Raw genomic sequence first — 14,857 nt, 5'->3', positions numbered from 1 at the left:
CCGGCCGGCCGCGCCGCGCACGCGGGGCGGCCGGCCGGAGCGGGTCCTAGGAGGCCAGCGCCTCTTCCTGCTCCCCGCTGCTGCGCGGCTCCGTCAGCCTGACCTCCGGGGCAGCTGCCACCCGGTGCGCGGGGTCGCGCACCTCACCGACCAGCAGTTCCAGTACGTCCTCCAGCGCGACCAGGCCGAGCACCCTGCCCTTGGCGTCGGCGACCTGGGCCAGGTGGGTCGCCGCCCGCCGCATGACGGTCAGCGCGTCGTCCAGCGGCAGCTCCGACCTGAGCGTGGTCATCGGCCGCCAGACCCGCTGCGGCACGGCCCGCTCGGACTCCTCCAGGTCGAGGACGTCCTTGACGTGCAGATAGCCCATGAAGGCTCCGGACTCCGCGGCGACCGGGAAACGGGAGTAGCCGGTGCGGGCGGTCAGGGCGACGATCTCGCCCGGGGTGACCGACGGGCTGACGGTCACCAGGGCCTCCCGCCTGAGCAGTACGTCGGTCACCGGCCGGGAGCCCAGCTCCAGCGCGTCCTCCAGCCGCTCCTGCTCCTCGGGGTCGAGGAGGCCGGCCTGTCCCGAGTCCTCCACCAGCCGGTTGAGCTGCTCGCTGGTGAACACCGCCTCGATCTCGTCCTTGGGCTCTACGCGGAACAGCCGCAGGATGCCCTGGGCGCAGGCGCCGAGGGCCACGGTGATGGGCCGGCAGAGCCGGGCGAAGGCGACCAGGCCCGGGCTGAGCCACAGCGCGGCCTTCTCCGGCGCGGCCATCGCGAGGTTCTTCGGCACCATCTCGCCGATGACGAGGTGGAAGAAGACCACGGCCGCCAGCGCGATGACGTAGCCGAGCGGGTGGATCACCCCGTCGGGCAGGTGGATCCACTCGAACAGCGGCTCCAGCAGGTGGGCCACCGTCGGCTCGGCCACCGCGCCGAGGGTCAGCGAGCACACGGTGATGCCGAACTGGGCGGCGGCCATCATCTGCGGCAGCCGCTCCAGGCCGTACAGGACCTGGCGGGCCCGGGCGGTGCCGAGCGGTTCGATCTGGCTGCGGCGGACCGACACGAGCGCGAACTCGGCGCCCACGAAGAAGCCGTTGGCCAGCACCAGCAGAGCGGCGAAGAAGAGTTGGAGGACGCTCATCGGGCGGCCTCCGCACGGGCGGCGGACTCCGTCGCGGCGGCCGTCCGCACCAGGCGGACGCGCTCGGCGCGGTAGTGCCCGACCTGGCGCACGGAGAGCCGCCAGCCGGGCAGCTCGGCGCGGTCGCCGGGGGCCGGGATACGGCCGAGCAGGTCGGCGACCAGGCCTGCGACGGTCTCGTACGGCCCCTCGGGCACGTCGAGGCCGATGCGGCCCAGGAGGTCGACCCGGCAGCTGCCGTCGGCGTCCCACGCGGGCCGGCCGTCCTCCGGCGGGACCGGGGCCAGTTCGGGCAGGTCCTTGGCGTCGTGCTCGTCGCGGACCTCGCCGACGATCTCCTCGACGATGTCCTCCAGCGTCACGACGCCCGCCGTGCCGCCGTACTCGTCGACGACCACCGCGATGGGCTGCTCGCTGCGCAGCTGCGCCAGCAGCGGCTGGACGGGCAGGGTCTCGGGGACGAGCAGCGCCCGGCGCGCGATGCGGCCGACGGGGGTGCGCAGCCGCTCGTGGGACGGGACCGCCAGCGCGTCCTTGAGGTGGACCATGCCGACGACCTCGTCGATCCGCTCCTGGTAGACGGGGAAGCGGGACAGGCCGGTGGCGCGGGTCAGGTTCACCACGTCCTCCGCGGTCGCCGAGGACTGCAGGGCGCTGACCCTCACGCGCGGGGTCATGACGTGCTGCGCGGTCAGGTCGCCCAGGGACAGCGTCCGCACGAACAGGTCGGCGGTGTCCTGCTCCAGCGCGCCGGCCCGCGCCGAGTGGCGGGCCAGGGACACGAGCTCGCCGGGGGTGCGGGCGGAGGCCAGCTCCTCGGCCGGCTCGACGCCGAGGGCGCGGACGAGCCGGTTGGCCACGGCGTTCAGCGCGGCGATCACGGGGCGGAACAGCCGCGAGAACAGGTGCTGCGGGCCGGCCACGAACCGTGCGACCTGCAGCGGCCGGGACACGGCCCAGTTCTTGGGCACGAGCTCGCCGATCACCATCTGGATGGCCGAGGCGAGCAGCATGCCCACGACCACGGCGACCCCGGACACGGCGCCCTCGGGGACACCGATCGCGGTGAACGGGCCGTGCAGGAGCGCGGCCAGCGCCGGTTCGGCGAGCATGCCGACGACGAGTGAGGTGATGGTGATGCCGAGCTGGGTGCCGGAGAGCTGGAAGGACAGCTCCTTGAGCGACTCGACGACCGTGTGGGCGCGTCGGTCGCCCTCGGCGGCGGCCTTCTCGGCCTCCGGCCGCTCCACGGTCACCAGGCCGAATTCGGCCGCCACGAAGAAGCCGTTGGCCAGAATCAGCAGGAAAGCCGCTCCGAGGAGCAGCAGGGGGATGGTCATGATGCCGCCGCCTCCGCGTGCGCGCGGACCTTGAGACTTCGGTCCGCGCTATGTCGGCAGGGGGCGGCGCAGGTACTGCAGGACGGTCCGTCCATCGCCGGAGGGAGTCACTCCTCGGGTAGCAGGAACCCCTGGCGCCGGTCGGAGCACAGGGGCGGAGGCACAGCGAAAAACGCCTCCGTCACCAGATTAATCAAGACCCCGGCCGATGCGGCAGGGGCGACGTCACCGGGTCAGCCCTGAGCGTCCCCGGAGGAGTGCTCGGGATCCTGGAGGGAACGCGCCTCGACCAGTGCGCGCAGGGTCCGCGCGTCGGCGACGGCGCGCTGCCTGGCGATGCCCGGCTGGATGCCGAGCGCGGGCAGGCTGGTGCCGTCGCTGAGGTTGAGGAAGACCCAGGGGTCGCCCTGGCGCAGGTTCACCTGAAGGATCTCCGCCCAGTCCAGGTGCCGCCGGGAGACGATGTTGACGACGGTGACGCCGGTCTCGTCGGCGACCACCTTCGGCCGGGCGAGCATCAGCAGCACGCCGGACAGGAGCGCGCCGGTGAGGACGAAGCTGAGGCGCTCGCCGGGGCCGAGCCGCTCCAGCAGCAGCGCGACGGTCGTGATGACCGCGAAGATCGCGACCGCTGCGGTGAGCAGCACGGCGCGGGTGCGGCCCGGCCGGAAGGTGACCGGGAGTGCGGGCAGGTCGGACATCTCTGTGTGCCCCCTCAGAGGCGGCAGGCGTGGATCGCCGTGGTCAGGATGGCCCGGGCACCGATCGCGTACAGGTCGTCCATGATCCGCTGGGCCTCCTTGGCCGGGACCATGGCGCGCACGGCGACCCAGCCCTCGTTGTGCAGCGGGGAGACGGTCGGGGACTCCAGGCCGGGGGTCAGCGCGACGGCCTTCTCCAGCTGCTCGACCCGGCAGTCGTAGTCCATCATCACGTAGGTCCGGGCCACCAGGACACCCTGGAGGCGGCGCAGGAACTGCTGGACCTTGGGCTCCCCGGCGTCCGCGCCGGTGCGGCGGACGACGATCGCCTCGGACTTCATGATCGGCTCGCCGAAGACCTCCAGGCCCGCGTTGCGCAGCGAGGTGCCCGTCTCCACGACGTCCGCGATGACCTCGGCGACGCCGAGCTCGATGGCGGTCTCGACGGCGCCGTCGAGGTGGACGACGGAGGCGTCGATGCCGCTGTCGGCGAGGTGCTTGGCGACGATGCCCTCGTAGGAGGTGGCGACCGTCTTGCCGTTGAGGTCCGTCACCGCGTCGGCCGTGCCGGGCTTGGAGGCGTAGCGGAACGTCGAGCGGGCGAAGCCGAGGGGCAGGATCTCCTCGGCGTTGGCGCCGGAGTCGATCAGCAGGTCACGACCGGTGATGCCGATGTCGAGGCGGCCTGAGGAGACGTAGATCGCGATGTCGCGGGGGCGGAGGTAGAAGAACTCCACCTCGTTGCCCGGGTCGACGATGCGCAGTTCCTTGGACTCGCGGCGCTGCTGGTAGCCGGCCTCATGGAGCATCTCCGCCGCAGGGCCGGAGAGTGAACCCTTGTTGGGCACGGCGATGCGCAGCATGAGGTCGGCTTCCTTTGCGTGGTGTGCGTACGGCGGTGTGCGGGGTGGTGCTCAGAGGTGGGCGTAGACGTCGTCCAGGGAGATGCCCCGGGCGACCATCATGACCTGGACGTGGTAGAGGAGCTGCGAGATCTCCTCGGCGGCCGCCTCCTTGCCCTCGTACTCGGCGGCCATCCAGACCTCCGCGGCCTCTTCGACGACCTTCTTGCCGATGGCATGGACCCCCTTGCCGACCAGTTCGGCGGTGCGGGAGGAGGCGGGGTCGCCGTGTGCGGCCTTGTGCTGGAGCTCGGTGAAGAGCTCCTCGAACGTCTTCTTGGACATGGTGGTCCCCACCCTACGCGGTCCGGGCGACTCCTCAGCGCCAGGGTTCGGATACCGAACGCAGCGTGGCGGCCGTCGCCACCGCCGCCGTCACCGCCTCGTGACCCTTGTCCTCGCGGGAGCCCTCGATCCCGGCCCGGTCCAGGGCCTGCTCCTCGGTGTCGCAGGTGAGCACGCCGAAGCCGACGGGGACGCCGGTCTCCACCGACACCTGGGTCAGGCCCTGGGTGACGCCCTGGCACACGTAGTCGAAGTGGGGCGTGCCACCGCGGATGACGACGCCGAGGGCGACGATCGCGTCGTAGCCGCGGCCCGCGAGGACCTTGGCGACCACCGGCAGCTCGAAGCTGCCGGGCACCCTGAGCAGGGTCGGCTCGTCGATCCCCAGCTCGCGCAGGGCGCGCAGCGCGCCGTCCACCAGCCCGTCCATCACCTTCTCGTGCCACTGCGCCGCGACGACGGCGACCCTGAGGTCCCCGACGTTCCGTACGGACAGTTCCGGTGCGCCCTTGCCGCTCACGTGTCTCCTCGGTGCTCTCTGCTTACTGGTTGCCGCAGCTGGACACGGCCGTCGTGTCCAGCCAGGGCAGGTCGTGCCCCATCCGGTCCCGCTTGGTGCGCAGGTAACGGAGGTTGTGCTCGCCCACCTGGACGGGCATCGGCTCGCGTCCGGTGACCTGCAGGCCGTGGCGGACGAGAGCGTCGCTCTTGTCGGGGTTGTTGGTCATCAGGCGGACGCTGCGCACCCCGAGGTCCTGCAGGATCTGCGCGCCGGCGCCGTAGTCGCGGGCGTCGGCGGGCAGGCCGAGTTCCAGGTTGGCGTCGAGGGTGTCCCGGCCGCGCTCCTGGAGCTCGTAGGCGCGCAGCTTGGACATCAGGCCGATGCCGCGCCCCTCGTGGCCGCGCAGGTAGACCACCACTCCCCGGCCCTCGCTCTGGATGCGCTCCAGGGAGGCGTCGAGCTGGGGGCCGCAGTCGCAGCGCTGGGAGCCGAAGACGTCGCCGGTGAGGCACTCGGAGTGGATCCGGACCAGGACGTCCTCGCCGTCGCCGATCTCGCCGTGCACCAGGGCGACGTGCTCGACGCCGTCGACCGTGGACCGGTAGCCGTGGGCCGTGAAGGTGCCGTGGGCGGTGGGCAGGTGGACCTCGGCCTCGCGGCGGACGGTGGGCTCGCTGGAGCGGCGGTAGGCGATCAGGTCCTCGATGGAGATGATCGTCAGGCCGTGCTTGCGGGCGAAGGGGATCAGCTCGGGCAGGCGCAGCATCCGGCCGTCCTCGCCGGCGATCTCCACGATCGCGCCGGCGGGGCGCAGTCCGGCGAGCCGGGCCAGGTCGACGGCGGCCTCGGTGTGGCCGTTGCGGACCAGGACGCCGCCGGGCCTGGCGCGCAGCGGGAAGACGTGGCCCGGGCGGACGAGGTCGGTGGGCTCGGCCGTGCCGCTGGCCAGCAGCTGGAGCGTGGTGGCGCGGTCGGAGGCGGAGATGCCGGTGGTGACGCCGTGCGCGGCGGAGGCGTCGACGGAGACGGTGAAGGCGGTCTTCATCGACTCGGTGTTGTCGTCGACCATCTGCGGCAGCTTCAGCCGGTCGAGCTCCGGGCCCTCCATCGGGGCGCAGATCAGGCCGCGGCACTCGCTCATCATGAAGGCGACGATCTCCTCGGTCGCCTTCTCGGCGGCGATGACGAGGTCGCCCTCGTTCTCGCGGTCCTCGTCGTCGACGACCACGACCGGGCGGCCGGCCGCGATGTCCGCGACGGCCTGCTCGATCGGGTCGAGCGCGAAGTCCTCCATGCCGTCCGTGCTGTACAGGATCGGTGCCGCGGTCATGCCGGCGCTCCTTCCAGGACGGGCCGCGCTTCCCTGCGGGAGCGCAGCCACCAGTCGCGCATGCCCCACAGGACGAGTGCGCCGTAGATGACGTAGACGAAGCCGGAGAAGGCGAAGCCGTTGGTGAAGTTCAGCGGGACGCCGACGACGTCGACGAGCAGCCAGGCGAACCAGAACTCGACCATGCCGCGTGCCTGGGCGTACATGGCGACGACGGTGCCGACGAAGATGTACGCGTCCGGCCAGGGGTCCCAGGACAGCGACGGGTACGCCTGGAACAGGCTCGCGACCGCGACCGTGCCGACGGCCGCGGCGCCGAGCAGGGCGGCCCGCTCCCGCCAGGTGGCGAACCGTACGGCGATGTGGCCGTCCGCCGCCCGGTCCTTGCCGCGGTTCCACTGCCACCAGCCGTAGACCGCGACCGCCATGACGACGATCTGCTTGCCCGCGCTGCCCGAGAGGTGGGCGGTGGCGAAGGCGGCGAAGAGGACGAGACCGGAGAGGAACTGGGTGGGCCAGCTCCACAGGGAGCGCCGCCAGCCGAACGCAAGGGCGATCAGGCCGATGACGTTGCCGATCATGTCCGACCACTTGATGTGCTGGCCGAGGAGGGTGAAGGCCTCCGAGTTGAGCCAGTTCACTTGGTGGCCCCCGGATGGGCGAGCAGCCGCTCGACGTACTTGGCGACGACGTCCACCTCGAGGTTGACCGGGTCGCCGCTCTGCTTGAGGCCGAGGGTGGTCAGGGCGAGGGTGGTGGGGATGAGGCTCACGGTGAAGTAGTCGGGGCCGGCCTCGACGACGGTGAGGCTGATGCCGTCGACGGTGATGGAGCCCTTCTCGACGACGTAGCGCGCGAGTTCCGCGGGGAGTGAGATCCTGACGATCTCCCAGTGCTCGGAGGGGGTTCGGTCCAGGATCGTGCCGGTGCCGTCGACGTGTCCCTGCACGATGTGCCCGCCGAGGCGCGCGCCGACGGCGGTGGGGCGTTCGAGGTTGACGCGGGAGCCGACGGCCAGGACGCCCAGGCTGGAACGCTTCAGGGTCTCCGCCATGACGTCGGCGGTGAACTCCTCGCCCTCGTGCTCGACGACGGTGAGACAGACCCCGTTCACGGCGATGGAGTCGCCGTGCCGCGCGCCGTCGGTCACGACCGGGCCGCGGAGCCGGAAGCGGGCGGCGTCGCCGAGGTCCTCCACGGCGGTGACTTCGCCCAGCTCTTCGACGATTCCGGTGAACACTTCCCGGGTCCTCCTGCCTCTTCGGGCACGGACTCCGGGGCTGTCGATGACGACAGAAGGTACGAGCGAGGACACCGGGTACGACGCCGGACGGGATCCGCCCGTGAGGGCGAGCCCGTAGTCGGCGGCTCGCACGTGTGTGCTCGCTCGCCGCGCACTGCCTCCCATCCGGACTTTAACCGTCGGTCCAGGAATTTCACCTGGTCAACCGGCCGCTGGAAGCGACCGGGTCGCGGACTGTAACCGCCGGTTCGGACTTTCACCGACCCCGGAGTGCGCTGCTACTGGTACAGGGCCAGTGTGCCACGCCTGATCGAGGTCCCGACAGACGATCGGTGTGCAGTGCCTCACAGACCGTGGCGTCCGCCCCACGCGGGCCGGCGGCCCGGCGGCGGGCAAGGGCCGTCGTCACCGCCGCCGGACCTGTCTGCGCGGGCGCCCGCACACGGGCCGGCCGGACTCGACCCTAAGAGGACTAGACCAGGGCGGTCAACAGGTACGGACCAGCCGGGTCCCGTCCTGGCCCGACCCGTCTGGCAGGGTGAACTCATGACGAGCGCCGAGGAGTTCGAGCAGCACCGGCCGCGCCTGTTCGGCCTGGCCTACCGGATGCTCGGCTCCGCCCACGAGGCCGAGGACACGGTCCAGGACGCGTACCTGCGCTACCTCGGCGCCGACCGCCCGGCCGTGGAGCACCCGGCGGCCTGGCTCGCCGAGGTCGTCACCAACCTCTGCCTGAACCGGCTGACTTCGGCCAGGGCCCGGCGCGAGCGCTACGTCGGGCCCTGGCTGCCGGAGCCCGTGCTCACCTCCGACGGCACGCTCGGCCCCCTGGAGTCGGCCGAGCAGCGCGACGCGGTGTCCATGGCTGTGCTGGTGCTGCTGGAGCGGCTCACCCCGGCCGAGCGGGCGGTGTACGTGCTCCGGGAGGCGTTCGCCTACCCGCACGGGGAGATCGCCGGGGTGCTGGGGCTGGCCGAGGCCAACTGCCGTCAGCTGTACCGGCGGGCGGTGCGGCGGGTGGGCGATCCGGGTGCCCGCTTCCAGCCCGCTCCCGAGCGGCAGGAGGAACTGCTCGCCTCGTTCCTCGCGGCGGCCCGCGGCGGTGACCTGGCTGGTCTGGAGAAGCTGCTCGCTGCCGACGTGACCTGGTGGGGCGACGGCGGCGGCAGGGTGTCCGCGGCGCGGCGGCCGATAGAGGGGCGCGAGAAGGTCGTACGCCTGCTGACCGGCGGCGGCGGGCGGTTCGCGGCGGGGCTGGACTTCACGGTGGCCGAGGTCAACGGCGCGCCGGGACTCGCGGCGTGGGCGGGTGACACCTTGGCCGGGGTCGTCTCCTTCACACTGCGGGACGGGCTCGTCGCGCAGGTGCGGGCCGTGGTGAACCCGGACAAGCTGGACTTCGTACGACGTCAGCTGGCGCGCTGACGGCGGGCTGTCACACGGCGCGGGGCTGCCCGGTCTCAGTGGGCGGCGGGCGCTCCGTCCGGGGGCGCCGGCACGCGAAGGGAAGGAACAGAATGACCACGATCCTGGTGACCGGCGGCACCGGCACGCTCGGCCGGCTCGTCGTCGAGCGGCTGCGCGCGGACGGGCACGAGGTGCGGGTGCTCAGCCGGCACACCCCGCCGTACGCCGTCGATCTGCGCGCGGGCGGGCCCGCTCTGGACACGGCAGTCGCGGGCGTGGACACGGTCGTGCACTGCGCGAGCTCCCCCCGCGGCGGTGACGAGGAGGCGGCCGGGCATCTGATCGCGGCGGCGCGGAAGGCGGGGGTGGGGCATCTGGTCTACATCTCCATCGTGGGCGTCGACCGGGTGCCGTACGGCTACTACCGCTCCAAGCTCGCCGTGGAGAAGCTGATCGAGGAGTCGGGGCTGGGCTGGACGGTGCTGCGCGCCACCCAGTTCCACGATCTGCTGGTGACGCTGTTCGGGGTGCTGGCCAAGCCGCCGGTCATGCTGCTTCCGGCCGGGGTGCGCGACCAGCCGGTCGAGGCGGCGGAGGTCGCGGAACGGTTGGCCGAGCTGGCGGTGGGGGCGCCCGCGGGGCGGGTGGCGGATGTGGGCGGCCCCGAGGTGCGCTCCTTCGAGTCGCTGGCCCGGGCGTACCTGAAGGCCGCGGGGCGGCGGCGCCCGGTCCTGAACGTGCCGCTGCCGGGCCGCACGTACCGGGGCTTCCGCGGCGGCGGCCACCTGACCCCGGGCAACGCGGTCGGCAAGCGCACGTTCGAGGAGCACCTCGCGGAGCGCTTCGGGGCGGGGGCGGGGCCTGAACGGGGCTTGGCGGGGTGACGGGCCCCGGCCGGTGGTGACCTTACGGCGGCCCGCACGTGACTCACCGGACCGGCCGCCCGCGCGCGGTGGGGTGACGGCCGCCCGCGGGTGGGCCGCGCCGTGGCGGGCCGTGTCCGGCGTCAGCGGTCCGGCGGGGTGAAGAGTTCGTCCTGGGCGTGGTCCCGGGCGGTCAGCAGGGCCCCGCGCAGTACGGCTCCTCCGCCCAGGACGGCGGGCCGCACCTCGGTCGGCAGGGGGGACATCCGGCGCAGCCGTTGGGCCACGCGCGCGGCGAGCACCTCTCCGCCGGCCTGCCCCACCTCACCGCCCAGGACCACGCATCCGGGGTCCAGCAGGGCCACGACCGACGCGGCCCCGACCGCCAGCCGGTCGGCGAGCGCGTCGAGAAAGCGGTCGGCGCGGGCCGCCGGGTCCAGGTCGCCGGGGTCCGACGCGACCGCCGCGACCGCCCCGCGCACCACCTCCGCGGCGACCGGCTCCGGCCCGACGCCGGAGGCGGCTCCGCCTTCGGCTCCGGTCCGCGCTCGGGCTGGGGACACTGCTTCGGCCCCGTCCCCGCCGGCCCCGGTGACGGCGACCGGCCCGCCCCCGGCCCTGTCGAGGCCGGACTCCCCCGTCCTTCGAGACTCCGCAGGTTCGGGCTCGGTCTGCCCGGGCACGGTCACCCCCGGCTCCGTCAGCGCGGACTCCGCCCGTCCGGGCCCCAGCGCCCCCGGCTCCGTCCCCACGGGTCCCAGCGGCCCCGGCTCCGTCCCCACGGGTCCCAGCGCCCGCGGCTCCGTCAGCCCGGACTTGCGCCTCCGGCCGGGCTGGGCCGGCCCGGGCTCCGCCACCAGGCCGAACCTCGCCGCCAGTTCCACGACCGCCGCCGAGCCCGCCAGCGAGTGGAAGCCGCCCGCGCAGTCCGTCGCGGACGGCAGCGCGGCCGTGCCCGGTACCGGGAGGAAGCCGATCTCGCCGGTGCCGCCGGAGGCGCCGCGGCGCAGCGCGCCGTCCAGGACGACGGCCGCGCCCGTGCCGTGGCCGAGCCACAGCAGGACGAAGGTGTCCCGGTCCCGGGCGGCCCCTTCGCGCTGCTCGGCCACGGCGGCGAGGTTGGTCTCGTTCTCGACGATGACGCGGGCCCGCGGAAGCCTCTCCTGCAGGGCGGCCACCAGTCGGCGGTGCCATTCGGGCAGACCGGTGGAGTCCCGGAGTTCGCCGGACACCGGGTCGATCAGTCCCGGCGCGCCGATGCCGACCGTGTGCAGGCTCCCCCGCCCCGGACCCTCCCCCGGCGGCACGCCCGCCACACCGGCCTCCGCGGCCGTACGCTCCACCAGGGCCACCGCCCGCTGCACCGCGGCACCGGTGCCCGTGTCCCCGCCGATCGGTACGGACGCCTCGGCGAGCACCCGGCCGAGCAGGTCGGACACGGTCACGGAGACGCTCTCGGTGCGGACGTCCAGCGCGGCCAGATGGGCGCGGTCGGCGACGATCCCGTACAGCCGGGCGTTCGGGCCCCGCCGCTGTGCTCCCGACTCGCCGACGACGGTGACCAGGCCGGAGGCCGTGAGGCGTTCGACGAGGTCGGCGACCGTCGGCCGGGACAGGCCGGTGAGCTGCTTCAACTGCCCTGCCGTCAACGGTCCTTCCCGCTGCATCAGCCGCAGGGCGAGCCGGTCGTTGATGGCCCGGGCGGTGCTCGGGGATGCGGGCATGCCGGGAATCCTCCCAGATCTGCGGGGCCGCGCCGCGTGCGGACGGACGGCCGTGAGCCCCCTTTTCTATCAGGCAGGGTTCCTGATAGTTTACGGCGCCAGTGGGGGAGACAGCCAGCCGGGGAGGGGCCCGAGAATGAGCGCAGTGGTCTGCGAACGACGCCAGGTCAGGCGCGCCCGGTACGCCGTGGCGGCCGTCTTCGCCGTGCACGGTGCCGTCACCGGTTCGTTCGCCACCCGAGTGCCGTGGATCCAGGACCACGCCGGGGTCGGCGCGGGCCAGCTGGGCCTCGCGCTGGCGTTCCCCGCGCTCGGCGCGTCGCTCGCGATGCCGCTCGCGGGCGGGATCAGCCACCGCTTCGGCGCCCGCAACGCCCTGCGCGGGCTGATCGCCCTGTGGACACTCGCCCTGGTCCTGCCGTCCCTCGCCCCGAACCTCCTCACGCTGTGCCTGGCCCTGTTCGTCTACGGCGGCACGGCGGGCATGGCGGACGTCGCGATGAACGCCCTCGGCGTGGAGGTCGAGAACCGGCTCGGCCGGTCGATCATGTCCGGGCTGCACGGCATGTGGAGCGCGGGCGCGCTGATCGGCTCCGCGGCCGGCACGCTGGCCGCGCACCTCGGCGCGGACGCCCGGCTGCACCACGTCCTGGCGGCCGCCGTGCTGACCGTGGTGGGCGTGGGAGCCTGCGCCTGGGTGCTCGACCTGCAGCCGGCCGAGGACGAGGAGCCGCCGCCGCGGTTCGCGCTGCCGCCGAGGTCGGCCCTGCTGATCGGGGCGATCGGGTTCTGCGCGGTGTTCGCGGAGGGCGCCAGCCTGGACTGGTCGGCGGTGTATCTGCGGGACCGCCTGGGGACCTCCGCCGCTCTCGCGGCGGCGTGCACGACGGGCTTCACGCTGACCATGGCCGTCGCCCGGATCGCCGGCGACCGGGTGGTGGACCGCTTCGGCTCGGTGCGCACGGTGCGGGCGAGCGGTGCGCTGGCCGTCCTCGGCGGCCTGCTGATCGTCGCCGGTGGCCGTCCGGCGGTGGCGATGACCGGGTTCGCGCTGATGGGGCTCGGCATCGCGGTGGTCGTGCCGCTGTGCTTCGCGGCGGCGGGCCGCAGCGGGCCGAATCCCAGCCAGGCGATCGCCGGTGTGGCGACCATCACGTACACCTCCGGGCTGGTCGCGCCGAGCGCGATCGGCGGCCTGGCCCAGGCCACCAGCCTGGTGGTGTCGTTCGGTCTGGTGACCGTGCTGGCCTGCGGGCTCGCGGCCTTCGCCGGGGTGCTGCGGGCGGGCGACCGGGACCGGCCGAAGGTCAGTCCGCGGCCCGCAGCAGTTCCCGACCCGCGGCCCTGAACGTCTCGCTCCACGGCGCGGGCCGCAGGGTCTTCGCGTCCAGCCGGACCAGGACCCGAGTGCCGTGCGCGTAGGTCACCGCGCCGTCGGCCGAGCAGAAGCGGAAGCCGTACGTCAGCCCGCTCGTGCCGAGCCGCTCCAGCCACAGATGGACGGCGTACGCGCCGGGCCGGGTCACCGGAGCCTCGTAGGTGATCCGCAGTTCCTTGACCGCGTTGCAGGCGTCACCGGCGGCCACCCAGTCGCCCTCGAAGTGGAAGCCGTGCTCCCGCCACAGCTCGGCCCAGGCCCGCTCGACCATCAGCGGGTAGCGGGCGTTGTGCAGCAGTCCGAGGGCGTCCAGGTCGTCGAAGTGGACGGCGACCGGGACGAGCCGGCCGTACGACGGGGCGGGGGCGGTCGGGGCTTCGGCGGTCACGGCGGGACTCCAGGGACATCGCGGTCGAGCGGTGGGACGACTCCATCCTAAGCGGACGCTCAGCGGCCCTTCCTGCGCGGGATCCCTTCCCCGGCCGGAGCGGCGGATCACATCCGTGAACACGGTCCACGGGGAGGACCTCGGGTGCGGAGGACCGCCAGGCACCCCCGACAATGGACCGGACAGTCTTCAGTACAGAGAAAGCGAAACCCCACCATGGACCTCGGCGTGCGCTGGAAGCTGCACGGTGACGGGCGGACGCCCGCACCCGGAGCGGTGGTGCGGCCCGACGAACGGCTCTCCTGGCCCCGCACGGTCGGACTCGGCGCCCAGCACGTCGTGGCCATGTTCGGCGCGTCCTTCGTCGCCCCCGTACTCATGGGCCTGGACCCCAACCTCGCGATCATGATGTCCGGCGTGGCGACCGTGATCTTCCTGCTCGCCACCCGCGGCCGGGTGCCCAGCTACCTGGGCTGCTCGCTGTCCTTCGTCGGCGTCGCGGCGGTCATCCGGGCGCAGGGCGGCACGAGCGCGACCGTGACCGGCGCGGTCCTCGTCGTCGGCGTCGCGCTGTTCCTGGTGGGCCTCGCCGTGCAGCGGTTCGGGGCGCGGATCATCCATGCCGCGATGCCGCCGATCGTCACCGGCGCGGTCGTGATGCTGATCGGCTTCAACCTCGCCCCGGTGACCGCCTCGACCTACTGGCCGCAGGACCAGTGGACGGCCCTGCTGGTGATGCTGTTCACCGGGCTGGCCGTGGTCGGCCTGCGCGGCTTCTGGTCCCGGATCGCGATCTTCATCGGCCTGGCCTTCGGCTACGGCATCTCCTGGGTCTTCGACCGCGTCCTGGGCAAGATCCACTCAGTTGACGCGAGCGGCAAGCTCACCGACCACTGGCGCCTGGACCTCTCCGGCGTCGACAAGGCCGACTGGATCGGGCTGCCCTCCTTCCACGGGCCGTCCTTCCAGTGGTCGGCGGTCCTGGTGGCGCTGCCCGTGGTCATCGCCCTGGTCGCGGAGAACGCCGGCCACGTCAAGGCGGTCGGCGAGATGACCGGCGAGAAGCTCGACGACAAGCTGGGCACCGCCATCTCCGCGGACGGCGTCGCCTCGGTGCTGTCCACCGCCGTCGGCGGGCCGCCCAACACCACGTACTCGGAGAACATCGGCGTGATGGCCGCGACCCGCGTCTACTCCACCGCCGCCTACTGGGCCGCCGCCGCGTTCGCGCTGCTGTTCGGCGTCTGCCCCAAGTTCGGCGCGGTGGTGGCCGCGATCCCCGGCGGTGTGCTCGGCGGGATCACCGTGATCCTGTACGGCATGATCGGCCTGCTCGGCGCGCAGATCTGGACCAACGCCCGGGTGGACCTGCGCAACCCGCTGAACCTGGTGCCGGCCGCGGCGGGCATCATCATCGGCGTCGGCAACGTCACCATGAAGTTCACCGACACCTTCTCGCTCAGCGGCATCGCGCTCGGCACGCTGGTCGTCATCACCGGCTACCACGCCCTGCGGGTGTGCGCTCCGGCCCACCTCAAGCCGCAGGAACCGCTGCTGGACGAGGGCACGTCCTCCTACGACGAGACGGCCGAGGCCGCCGAGGCGACCGGGACGACCGGGGCCGACACCGACGCAGGGCACCGCACCCGCTGACCA

The 14,857-nt window shown here is 73.2% G+C and carries 15 protein-coding genes and 1 riboswitch; of the genes, 4 read left to right on the top strand and 11 right to left on the bottom strand.

Annotation, left to right across the window (positions count from 1 at the left end; all coding sequences use genetic code 11):
• Positions 1–46: 46 nt before the first annotated feature.
• The 9 genes from ACF1A5_RS30710 to ACF1A5_RS30670 all read right to left on the bottom strand — a co-directional run bounded on the left by ACF1A5_RS30710 (position 47) and on the right by ACF1A5_RS30670 (position 7,438).
• Positions 47–1,138, bottom strand: a complete 1,092-nt coding sequence (locus ACF1A5_RS30710; RefSeq protein WP_392196140.1) for a hemolysin family protein — start codon at positions 1,136–1,138, stop codon at positions 47–49.
• Positions 1,135–2,478: a hemolysin family protein gene (locus ACF1A5_RS30705; RefSeq protein WP_392196139.1), complete on the bottom strand. Its 1,344-nt coding sequence runs from the start codon at positions 2,476–2,478 to the stop codon at positions 1,135–1,137. Before ACF1A5_RS30705 ends, ACF1A5_RS30710 begins: the two co-directional genes overlap by 4 nt.
• 233 nt (positions 2,479–2,711) lie before the next feature.
• Positions 2,712–3,179, bottom strand: a complete 468-nt coding sequence (locus tag ACF1A5_RS30700) for a PH domain-containing protein (protein WP_392196138.1) — start codon at positions 3,177–3,179, stop codon at positions 2,712–2,714.
• Positions 3,180–3,193: 14 nt separating this feature from the next.
• A complete protein-coding gene (hisG, locus tag ACF1A5_RS30695; protein ID WP_392196137.1) occupies positions 3,194–4,042 on the bottom strand; it encodes an ATP phosphoribosyltransferase in 849 nt (282 codons plus the stop codon).
• Positions 4,043–4,093: 51 nt separating this feature from the next.
• On the bottom strand, positions 4,094–4,366 hold the full coding sequence (locus ACF1A5_RS30690) for a phosphoribosyl-ATP diphosphatase (RefSeq protein ID WP_028423093.1): 273 nt from the start codon (positions 4,364–4,366) through the stop codon (positions 4,094–4,096).
• 34 nt (positions 4,367–4,400) lie between these two features.
• Complete coding sequence (gene ribH, locus ACF1A5_RS30685; RefSeq protein ID WP_392196136.1) at positions 4,401–4,886, bottom strand: 6,7-dimethyl-8-ribityllumazine synthase; 486 nt, start codon at positions 4,884–4,886, stop codon at positions 4,401–4,403.
• Positions 4,887–4,908: 22 nt separating this feature from the next.
• Entirely contained in the window at positions 4,909–6,198 is a 1,290-nt protein-coding gene (locus ACF1A5_RS30680; RefSeq protein ID WP_392196135.1) for a bifunctional 3,4-dihydroxy-2-butanone-4-phosphate synthase/GTP cyclohydrolase II, read from the bottom strand.
• Positions 6,195–6,839 (bottom strand): nicotinamide riboside transporter PnuC, encoded by a 645-nt coding sequence (gene pnuC, locus ACF1A5_RS30675; RefSeq protein WP_392196134.1) that lies wholly within the window; start codon positions 6,837–6,839, stop codon positions 6,195–6,197. Before pnuC ends, ACF1A5_RS30680 begins: the two co-directional genes overlap by 4 nt.
• On the bottom strand, positions 6,836–7,438 hold the full coding sequence (locus tag ACF1A5_RS30670; protein ID WP_392196133.1) for a riboflavin synthase: 603 nt from the start codon (positions 7,436–7,438) through the stop codon (positions 6,836–6,838). The genes pnuC and ACF1A5_RS30670 overlap by 4 nt, the downstream gene beginning before the upstream one ends.
• 150 nt (positions 7,439–7,588) lie before the next feature.
• Positions 7,589–7,719, bottom strand: a riboswitch (FMN riboswitch).
• Between the two features lie 268 nt (positions 7,720–7,987).
• Between ACF1A5_RS30670 and ACF1A5_RS30665 the strand changes: the two genes are divergently transcribed.
• A complete protein-coding gene (locus ACF1A5_RS30665) occupies positions 7,988–8,866 on the top strand; it encodes an RNA polymerase sigma-70 factor (protein ID WP_392196132.1) in 879 nt (292 codons plus the stop codon).
• Between the two features lie 92 nt (positions 8,867–8,958).
• Complete coding sequence (locus ACF1A5_RS30660; protein ID WP_392196131.1) at positions 8,959–9,732, top strand: SDR family oxidoreductase; 774 nt, start codon at positions 8,959–8,961, stop codon at positions 9,730–9,732.
• A gap of 122 nt (positions 9,733–9,854) precedes the next feature.
• On the opposite strand, the gene ACF1A5_RS30655 is transcribed toward ACF1A5_RS30660, so the two are convergent.
• Positions 9,855–11,435, bottom strand: coding sequence for an ROK family transcriptional regulator (locus ACF1A5_RS30655; protein WP_392196130.1), 1,581 nt, complete (start codon positions 11,433–11,435; stop codon positions 9,855–9,857).
• 136 nt (positions 11,436–11,571) lie between these two features.
• Between ACF1A5_RS30655 and ACF1A5_RS30650 the strand changes: the two genes are divergently transcribed.
• A complete protein-coding gene (locus ACF1A5_RS30650) occupies positions 11,572–12,783 on the top strand; it encodes an MFS transporter (protein WP_392196129.1) in 1,212 nt (403 codons plus the stop codon).
• Here ACF1A5_RS30650 and ACF1A5_RS30645 read toward each other — a convergent pair.
• Positions 12,743–13,201 (bottom strand): acyl-CoA thioesterase, encoded by a 459-nt coding sequence (locus ACF1A5_RS30645; RefSeq protein ID WP_392196128.1) that lies wholly within the window; start codon positions 13,199–13,201, stop codon positions 12,743–12,745. The two genes, ACF1A5_RS30650 and ACF1A5_RS30645, sit on opposite strands and share 41 nt — an antisense overlap.
• A gap of 216 nt (positions 13,202–13,417) precedes the next feature.
• On the opposite strand from ACF1A5_RS30645, the gene ACF1A5_RS30640 reads away from it, so the two are divergent.
• The gene (locus ACF1A5_RS30640) at positions 13,418–14,854 is read left to right on the top strand and encodes a uracil-xanthine permease family protein (protein ID WP_392196127.1); all 1,437 of its coding nucleotides are present in this window, start codon (positions 13,418–13,420) and stop codon (positions 14,852–14,854) included.
• The last annotated feature ends 3 nt before the right edge of the window (positions 14,855–14,857 follow it).

Origin of the sequence: Streptomyces sp. NPDC014864, assembly GCF_043081525.1 — a bacterium.
In the GTDB taxonomy this organism is placed as follows: Bacteria; Actinomycetota; Actinomycetes; order Streptomycetales; family Streptomycetaceae; genus Streptomyces.
The sequence above is the reverse complement of the archived record's forward strand: the minus strand, read 5'-3'. Positions and strand labels throughout refer to the sequence as shown.

Excerpts from the sequence above, each read along its gene's own strand:
- ACF1A5_RS30710 (WP_392196140.1), bottom strand. The coding sequence starts at position 1,138 with ATGAGCGTCCTCCAACTCTTCTTCGCCGCTCTGCTGGTGCTGGCCAAC.
- ACF1A5_RS30705 (WP_392196139.1), bottom strand. The coding sequence starts at position 2,478 with ATGACCATCCCCCTGCTGCTCCTCGGAGCGGCTTTCCTGCTGATTCTG.
- ACF1A5_RS30700 (WP_392196138.1), bottom strand. The coding sequence starts at position 3,179 with ATGTCCGACCTGCCCGCACTCCCGGTCACCTTCCGGCCGGGCCGCACC.
- hisG (WP_392196137.1), bottom strand. The coding sequence starts at position 4,042 with ATGCTGCGCATCGCCGTGCCCAACAAGGGTTCACTCTCCGGCCCTGCG.
- ACF1A5_RS30690 (WP_028423093.1), bottom strand. The coding sequence starts at position 4,366 with ATGTCCAAGAAGACGTTCGAGGAGCTCTTCACCGAGCTCCAGCACAAG.
- ACF1A5_RS30680 (WP_392196135.1), bottom strand. The coding sequence starts at position 6,198 with ATGACCGCGGCACCGATCCTGTACAGCACGGACGGCATGGAGGACTTC.
- ACF1A5_RS30665 (WP_392196132.1), top strand. The coding sequence starts at position 7,988 with ATGACGAGCGCCGAGGAGTTCGAGCAGCACCGGCCGCGCCTGTTCGGC.
- ACF1A5_RS30660 (WP_392196131.1), top strand. The coding sequence starts at position 8,959 with ATGACCACGATCCTGGTGACCGGCGGCACCGGCACGCTCGGCCGGCTC.
- ACF1A5_RS30655 (WP_392196130.1), bottom strand. The coding sequence starts at position 11,435 with ATGCCCGCATCCCCGAGCACCGCCCGGGCCATCAACGACCGGCTCGCC.
- ACF1A5_RS30650 (WP_392196129.1), top strand. The coding sequence starts at position 11,572 with ATGAGCGCAGTGGTCTGCGAACGACGCCAGGTCAGGCGCGCCCGGTAC.
- ACF1A5_RS30640 (WP_392196127.1), top strand. The coding sequence starts at position 13,418 with ATGGACCTCGGCGTGCGCTGGAAGCTGCACGGTGACGGGCGGACGCCC.